Annotated in this window: 6 protein-coding genes; 4 read left to right on the forward strand and 2 right to left on the reverse strand. The window is 62.0% G+C overall.

Annotated elements, in window-relative coordinates:
• Positions 1 to 376: 376 nt before the first annotated feature.
• Both RKP46_RS04755 and RKP46_RS04760 read left to right on the forward strand, forming a co-directional pair.
• Positions 377 to 2,083, forward strand: a complete 1,707-nt coding sequence (locus RKP46_RS04755; protein ID WP_311105562.1) for an FAD-binding oxidoreductase — start codon at positions 377 to 379, stop codon at positions 2,081 to 2,083.
• A gap of 32 nt (positions 2,084 to 2,115) precedes the next feature.
• Positions 2,116 to 3,321: a glycosyltransferase gene (locus RKP46_RS04760; RefSeq protein ID WP_311105563.1), complete on the forward strand. Its 1,206-nt coding sequence runs from the start codon at positions 2,116 to 2,118 to the stop codon at positions 3,319 to 3,321.
• 57 nt (positions 3,322 to 3,378) lie between these two features.
• Here RKP46_RS04760 and RKP46_RS04765 read toward each other — a convergent pair whose 3' ends face one another.
• Together RKP46_RS04765 and RKP46_RS04770 are read right to left on the reverse strand one after the other, a co-directional pair.
• Positions 3,379 to 4,032 (reverse strand): hypothetical protein, encoded by a 654-nt coding sequence (locus tag RKP46_RS04765; protein WP_311105564.1) that lies wholly within the window; start codon positions 4,030 to 4,032, stop codon positions 3,379 to 3,381.
• An 88-nt stretch (positions 4,033 to 4,120) separates the two neighbouring features.
• Positions 4,121 to 5,035, reverse strand: coding sequence for a PEP-CTERM sorting domain-containing protein (locus RKP46_RS04770; RefSeq protein ID WP_311105565.1), 915 nt, complete (start codon positions 5,033 to 5,035; stop codon positions 4,121 to 4,123).
• Positions 5,036 to 5,412: 377 nt separating this feature from the next.
• Here RKP46_RS04770 and RKP46_RS04775 point away from each other — a divergent pair, with 377 nt between their 5' ends.
• Positions 5,413 to 6,714 carry an FtsX-like permease family protein gene (locus RKP46_RS04775; RefSeq protein ID WP_311105566.1) on the forward strand — a complete coding sequence of 434 codons (1,302 nt, stop codon included), beginning with the start codon at positions 5,413 to 5,415 and terminating at the stop codon, positions 6,712 to 6,714.
• An 18-nt stretch (positions 6,715 to 6,732) separates the two neighbouring features.
• Positions 6,733 to 7,898, forward strand: a 1,166-nt coding sequence (locus RKP46_RS04780) for an ABC transporter permease (RefSeq protein ID WP_311105567.1), incomplete at its 3' end; no start/stop codon positions are given.

Raw genomic sequence — 7,898 nt, forward strand, 5'->3', positions numbered from 1 at the left:
CGGCGCCCGCTGCCCCGGGTGGCAGTGCTGAAACGAAAAATTCACAACCTCTGAGATTCAGCAAAGTGATCGGGCCGACGCTTCGGCGGGTTGGTGACCGGCACGACGTGTTGATCTTGCAGTGGCCGGAGGCTTTCACGCAGTCAGCCTGAGCCGCCGAAAGTGGCTGTCCTCCGCAACACGGCGGCACTTTTGCTTGGCACACGCCAAGTGGTGGCCAAGTCGACGAGAATCGGCTAAAGTGTTTAAGTAGAACTACCCTCCGCCTGCGGCATCCTGAGCCCGCCCAGCCGGTGCATGGGTAGAGGTCAGAGGCGGCGAACAAAGCGGGGTGCGGTGCACCGCGGCAGCCCTGGCCCGTGCCGGAGACCAGTCCATGCAGACGCAGGCAAAGACGCATCCAACCAGGCAAGCTATCAACAACGCCGCGATCCGCGAGCTGAGATCCGTCGTCGGTGCCGAGCACCTTTGTACGACCGCCGAAGACCTCGATCGCTACTCCCGCTGTACGATCCCCTGGCAAAGCGTCTGCGCGGCCGTCGTCTTTCCAGCGTCTGCCGAAGATGTCGCCGAAGTCGTCAAGATCGCTGCGCGTTACCAGATCCCGGTATGGCCGTCGAGCACGGGGAGGAACTGGGGTTACGGCACCACGCTGGCGATCACGGATGGGGCGCTGGTGATGATTCTGGAGCGCATGAACCGCGTTATCGAGGTCAACGAGGAACTGGCCTACGCCGTCATCGAACCTGGGGTCACCTACGAACAGTTCAATCGGCACTTGCGCAGCAACGGTTACAAGCTGTGGATCGATTGCACCGACGGATCGGGTCTGGGCAGCGTCATCGGTAACGCGCTCGAGCGAGGCGTCGGCGAAACGCCCTACGGCGATCATTTCGGCAACCTCTGCGGTTTGGAAGTGGTCTTGGCCGACGGCGAGCGTGTTCACATCGGCGGCGAATTGCGCGGCCTGCACACTTGGCACACGCACAAGACGGGCGTCGGCCCTTACCTTGAAGGACTGTTTACTCAATCCAACTTCGGAATCGTGACGCGTGCCGGCATCTGGCTGATGCCACAACCCGAGTCGTATAACTCGTTTGTCTATCAGATCAACGACGAGCGCCACTTGCCACAGGTCCTCGACGCCTTCAGACGCTTGGCCTTGACCGGTATCGTCAACACCAAACTCCACATGATCAACGACTTCGTGTCGATGAGCATCCTCACGCAACGTATTGCTGAACAGGTTCCCCGAAATGGCCCGCTGAGTGACTCAAACCTTGCCGCCTTGCGCCACAAGTATGGCATTGCCCCCTGGAATTGCGCCGGCGGCATCTACGGCACACGCCGTCAGGTGAGCCTGCAAAGGTCGCTCCTGCGCCAAGCGCTCGGCGCCTACGGACGGCTGATCTTTCTCTCGGACAGGCTGCTACCCTATCTCGAGCGGATCATCGACTGGTCGTGGAAGAGCCCAGTGATGCGCCGGATCACCGAACTCGGCGCGCGCACTTCGCTACCCGTGCTCGAGTCGGCGCCCTACGTTCACAAGATCCTGCAGGGTATTCCCACCGAATACTTTGTCAAGCATGCCTACTATCGTAACCGTCATCCCAGACCCTTGGACGCCGTCCATCCTGCACGCGACGGCTGCGGGCTCATCTGGTTTGCACCCATCCTGCCGCTGTCGAACGCGCACGTCTGGCCGTTTCTCGAAGCCTGCAAGGAGCGCTTCGCGGCGCACGGCTTCGACTTCTACGTTGCCATGCTGTTGATGAATCCGCGTTCGGTGATCTGCCTGATGGCCATCATCTACGACCGTGAGGATCCCGGCGAAACAACGCACAGCCGGGAACTCTACAGCGAACTGTTGGCGCTCATGCGGGCGCGCAAGCTGCAGCAGTATCGTGCTGGACTGCAAAGCTGGGGCGAACTGTTTTCCGATGCACCCGAAATCCTGCGCCTGAACGCACGGCTCAAGGCGGCGCTCGACCCGGCGAACATCCTCGCGCCTGGACGGTACGGCGTTGCCGCGGCGCTTGAGCTTGCCCAGCCAGCCACGCCGGCAGACAACACCACGCCTTAGAGCGGCGACGCGAAGCAGTCCCTGCACAGCCCATGCATCCGCGCCCGACGGTCCTCTTTATCGCCGATGCGGTGACTCTGGCGCATGCGGCGCGGCCCTGCGCGCTCGCCCGCAAGCTCGATCGCACGCGCTTTTCGGCCGTCCTCGCCTGCGACCAGCGCTACCGCAAGCTGCTCAGCGGCCTCGATTTTCCGGTCATCCCTTTGGCCTCGATCGCGAGCGAGCGTTTCCTGGCGGCGGCGGCAAGCGGCCGACCGCTGTACGACGCGGCAACGCTACGCGCCTACGTACGCGACGATCTCGACCTGCTCAATTCAGTCCGCCCAAACGTTGTGGTCGGCGACCATCGCCTTTCGCTCTCGGTCAGCGCGCGCATCGCTCGCGTTCCCTACCTGAACATCATCAACGCCTACTGGAGTCCGTATGCCGTCGGCCACGCTTTGCCGGTCCCCGATCTGCCGGTCAGCCGCTGGCTCGGCGCACGCCTTGCCGAGCCTCTGTTCGGCATCGCCTGGCCGCTGGCCTCGGCTTGGCACTGCCGACCGCTTAACCGCGTGCGCGCCGAACATGGCCTGCCGTCGCTGGGACACGACTGGTTTCGCGCCTACACCGATGCCGATCACACGCTCTACGCCGATGCCAGCGAACTGGTGCCGACACTCGATCGCCCAGCCAACCATACCTACCTGGGGCCCATCCAGTGGTCGCCTGACGTCGCCTTGCCGCAAGCCTGGGACTCCTTGCCAACAGACCGGCCGCTGATCTACGCGACGATGGGCAGCTCGGGGGACGCACGCCTCCTGCAGATGGTTTTTGATGCCCTGGCCGATCTACCGATAACCCTCATCGTGACGACGGCGGGAAAGGCGCTCAACTTTCCTCCCCCGGAAAATGCCTGCATCATCGACTATGCACCTGGCCACCTGCTGGCTGAACGCGCCGATCTGATGATCTGCAATGGCGGCAGCCTCAGCGTCTATCAATCGCTGATCGCCGGCAAGCCCCTCATCGGAATTGCTTCGCATATGGATCAGCACCTGAGCATGGTCTACGTTGAACGCGCCGGCGTCGGCCGCCGACTGCGCAGCGATGCGCTGAGCGTCAAGGCGCTACGCCAAACCGTTGAGCAGCTGCTGATCGACCCTGAGTTGCGGCGCCAAGCAATAGCGATGGCGAAAGCCTTGGCCGGCTACCAGCCGGCGACACATCTGGGTGAGATTCTGGCTGCGTTCTGCTGAAACGCTTTGCCGTGCGCCTGGGGTTCACGCTGGCGGCCGGGTAAGCTCGCCACTCGCCTACTTGATGCGGACAGCCGGGACGCCACCCCAAACCTGTCCCGGTGGCACCACAGTCCCGGCCCTGACGATTGAACCAGGCAAGAGTATCGATCCGGCGCCGACGCGCACACCCGGCATCAGAATGCTGCCCGCTCCGACCGTGGCCTCGGCGCCGATGTGAATCTCACGCAGGATGAACCGGTCTTTCGTCATCGCGTGCGAGGTCAGCAGCGAGCCTTCGCCGATCACGCAGCCGTCCTCGAGAACGGTCAGCCGGGGATCAATGATCTTTCCGCCAACCGCAACGAATTTGCCAATTCGAGCCCCCCAAAGGCTATAGAAGAGCGGACGCGCGAACACCGGAAAGAAGGGCAACAAAGCCAGCTTCCCAAGTTCGCCGACCACATGCTGAACCTTCCATAAGGTGAACTGCGGATGCGTACTGCCGTAGTCGCCGACTCTCAGCGGCCACACGAAGGAAACAGCGGCCAGCGCCAACGCCGTCAGGCAGCCGTAGGCAAGCGCAAAAACGACCAACAGAACGAGGGCGGCGTAAGGTCCGCTGGTCGCGACCAACCAGTCCTGCAGCGCAAGCAGCAGCGACACAGCACCCGACAGGCTGATCAGAATAAGAAAAAAGCTCGCGACGAAATCCTTGAGGTCTGTCTTCACGGTCTAGGACGGAATAGCGCGACGAACAGACGACGAAAAAGGACCCGCAGGTCCTTTTTCTGTCGCGAGGTGCCGGAGCAACCGCAACTTACGCAGCGCGCCGCCGACGGCTGATGGCCAAGCCGAGCAGACCGACGCCCAGCATCGCCAGACCGGCCGGCTCCGGAACCGTCAGGTTCACGTTGGCGTCGGCTCTGACCACCTTGGCCTGATCAACCGCCTTCGACGCGTAGCCATTGGCATTGTCGAAGAAGTTGGTGGTCTGGAAGTCGGTACCCTGAGTCTGCCCCCACTGCAGCGTGGTCGTCGTCGCGTAGCCGGTCGGCACCGGGATGAAACCGACCACATCGGCGACGTTTGCCGGATCGTCGACGCCCTGCTGGGCAAAGGCCAGCTGACCATCCAGCGTGGCAGAGCCGCTGGCAGATGTGCCGGTCGCAAAGAAAGCGTTCGGCAGGGTGGCGCCGATTCCGCCATCAGCGACGAGCAGGCCGTCGGTGTACCCGATACCCGACAGGACTTCAGCCGTGGTGTCGATCAGCGTGTTCGACAGGCTCGCGTCGTCATAGAACATCGAAACGCGGCCGGAGCCCCACAGCGGCTGCAAAAGGGCAAAGCCGGGGGCTACGCTCAAGACGACTTCGTCGAAGTACGCGGCGACGGTCAATTGATAGGTGCCCGACGTGTTGCCGGCCCAATTGAGGTCATTGGCGACAGTCGCCGGATTGAAGCCGTTGACAACACCTTGATAGCGCGTGCGGACGATATCACCGACATTCAGCGGCACGGAACCGTCCGGTGCGATCTGGACATCGGCAGCGGTGAAGAAGGCCGCGGATCCCTGCGACCAGACGTCAACACCATTGAGGCTCAGCAGAACTCCGTCATGGAGGGTTCCGCCGTTGCTCGTATTGAATGCCCCGGTCCACAGATTTGCCGCCTGCGCGCCCCCACAAGCCAAGCCAGCCAGGGCCAGGGCTACAATCGTTTTGCGAAGTTGCATATTGATTTCCTTTCGGGTTGAGATATTCGTATTCAATGCTAACCAGCCGAAGTTCTTCGCGCTACGGCTTGTCAAACACAAAGCAATCGTCGTGCCAAGCCCTGAATGATGAAGGCCAAGAAACTAATTTATTTGCACTTCTAAACATCCGAATGAGGTCCTAAGAAGAAGGTGCGCGTCGTCTGAGCGAATGTCTGTAAAATTTTTCGACACTGCGACTGCTGAGCCTTGGCAGTTTGCCGCACAACCGGCCGGTGGCCGAGCGCAGCGCCAGCGCGTATCATATCTCGGCTAGGGCACGCGGTTGCGGGCGCGCAGATGGTCGGATGCGCCGATCTGAACTAACATGCGAACTTGCTCCACCGATAAGGCGAACAATGACCGGCAAACTTGATGCGCTGTCCCGTTTGACACTAATCGCCATCGTGCAGCGCGCCGCGGCAATCTCCTGGCATGGCTTGTGGTTGGAATACCTGACTGCGTTCCGTAACATCGTGCGCCAGTACCGGCGCAGTCTGCTTGGCGTTGCGGCAGTGGCGGTCGGGGTCGTCTGCCTGTTGCTGGCGGCCGGCTTCATCGAATGGGTCTTCTGGGCAACGCGCGAGGGCGCGATCCAGAACGGACTTGGCCATATTCATGTCGTAAAGAGTGGTTTTATGGACAAGGGACAAGCCGACCCGATGCGTTTCCTCCTTTCCGCCTCGACGCCCGAACTGAACCAGGTGCGCGCTTTTCCGACGGTCAGGACGGTCGCCCCGCGCCTATCCTTCAACGGCATGATCAGCCGCGGCGAGGCGACCGTTTCGTTTATTGGCGAGGGCGTCGACCCGGACGCTGAAGCAGTGGTCAGCCGGGCCATGAACGTGAGCGCGGGGCAAGCCCTGTCCAGCAGTGCACCGAACGAAATCGTCCTGGGCCGTGGTCTGGCCGACAACCTGGGCGTAGGGGTAGGCGACAAGGTGGTTCTTCTCGCAACCACGCGCTCGGGCAGCATCAGCGGTGCGGATTGCAAGGTTCGCGGGCTATTTACCTCGGTCAGCAAGGCCTATGACGACTCCGCCTTGCGCGTGCCGCTGCCCCTTGCCCACCGCCTGCTGAAGGTTGGCGCTAACCACCGGTACATTCTCGTACTCGACGACACAGCGCAGACCGCAAGCACCACGCTGGCCCTGCGCAAGCAGTTCGGCGGCTCCGAGATGGAGTTCATTCCCTGGTACGACATGGCGGACTTCTACAACAAGACGGCAGCGCTCCTGTCAAAACAGATCGGCGTCGTCGAGTTGATCATCGCCGTCATCATCATCCTGAGCATTTCGAACACGATGATGATGAGCGTGATGGAAAGGACGGCCGAGATCGGCACCTGCCTGGCGCTGGGTCGGCAACGTGGGCAGGTTCTGCGGCAGTTCGTTTTTGAGGGACTGACGGTTGGTCTCATCGGCGGCGGACTGGGCCTCACGGTCGGAGGCTTGCTCGCTTTGCTGATTTCGTATGTCGGCATCCCGATGCCGCCTCCACCAGGCATGTCCGAGGCCTACCGCGGTGAGATTCTGCTCACCGCGCCACTCGTTGCCGAGGCGCTGCTGCTCGCCGTCGGCACGACCTGCCTGGCCAGCCTCTATCCCGCCTGGAAAGCGTCACGCCTCGAAGTCGTCGATGCGTTGCGCCATAACCGGTAGTCAGCACGGCTCATCATCATGTTGAAGCTTGCCCTGAGAAACCTGTTTCGCAACCGGGTGCGAACGCTGATGACGCTCGCCTCGATCGTTTTCGGCGTGGTCGGTCTGATTCTCAGCGGAGGATTTGTACACGACGTGTACCATCAGCTCGCGGAAGCACTGATCCACTCGCAATCGGGTCACGCGCAGGTCTCGCGTGCTGGCTTCCACGCCAAGGGCACGCGCAACCCCGAGGCCTACCTGATCGACGATGCCGAGGCCTTGCGCAGTGAACTGCAACAGCAAGCTGGCGTCAGCGACGTGATGGGGCGTGTTTCGTTTTCCGGCTTGCTCAGTAACGGCCGCACCGACTGGCCGATCGTCGGCGAAGGCGTTGAGCCGGACAGGGAAGCGGCCTTGGGTAGCCAGCTCCAGATTACCATGGGGCGCCAGCTTTCCGAGCAGGACAGCAAGGGAATTCTCGTCGGCCAGGGCGTGGCGAGCGCACTGCAACTTCGCCCGGGCGATCAGGTGACGCTCCTGCTGACGACCACTGAAGGAGCGCTGAACAGCCTGGAGCTTACCGTGGTGGGAAGCTTTCAGAGCCTGTCCAAGGATTTCGATGCGCGTGCCGTGCGCATCCCCTTGGCCGCGGCGCAGGAGTTGCTGGGAACACATGGCGTGAACACGCTGGTGTTGGCACTCGACAAGACCGAACATACCGTGCAAGTGGTCTCCACGCTGAGGGGCCGGCTGGACGCGAGCGCACTTGAAGTCCTAGCGTGGCCGGAACTCAACGAACTCTACGCGGGAGCAGTCGCCCTCTACGAACGCCAGTTCGGTGTCCTCCAACTGATCATTCTCGTCCTCGTTCTGCTCAGCGTGGCCAACAGCGTGAATATGAGCGCTTTCGAGCGTGTCGGGGAGTTCGGTACGATGATGGCTCTGGGCAATCGCGGGCAAACCATCTTTTGTCTGCTGGTTATCGAGAACTGTCTGCTCGGCGTTGCCGGCGCGACCATTGGCGTGACCCTCGGCGTCGTTCTCAGCCAGACGATCTCGGCCATCGGCATCCCGATGCCACCGCCACCCAACGCCAATATGGGCTATACGGCGCACATTCGTCTGGTCCCATCGGTGGTCATCAGCGCCTTCGTGATCGGCAGCTGCGCAACCGTCCTGGCCTCGCTGGTGCCGGCTTGGCG

The sequence above is a fragment of the Accumulibacter sp. genome, assembly GCF_031732815.1.
Taxonomy (GTDB): Bacteria; Pseudomonadota; Gammaproteobacteria; order Burkholderiales; family Rhodocyclaceae; genus Accumulibacter.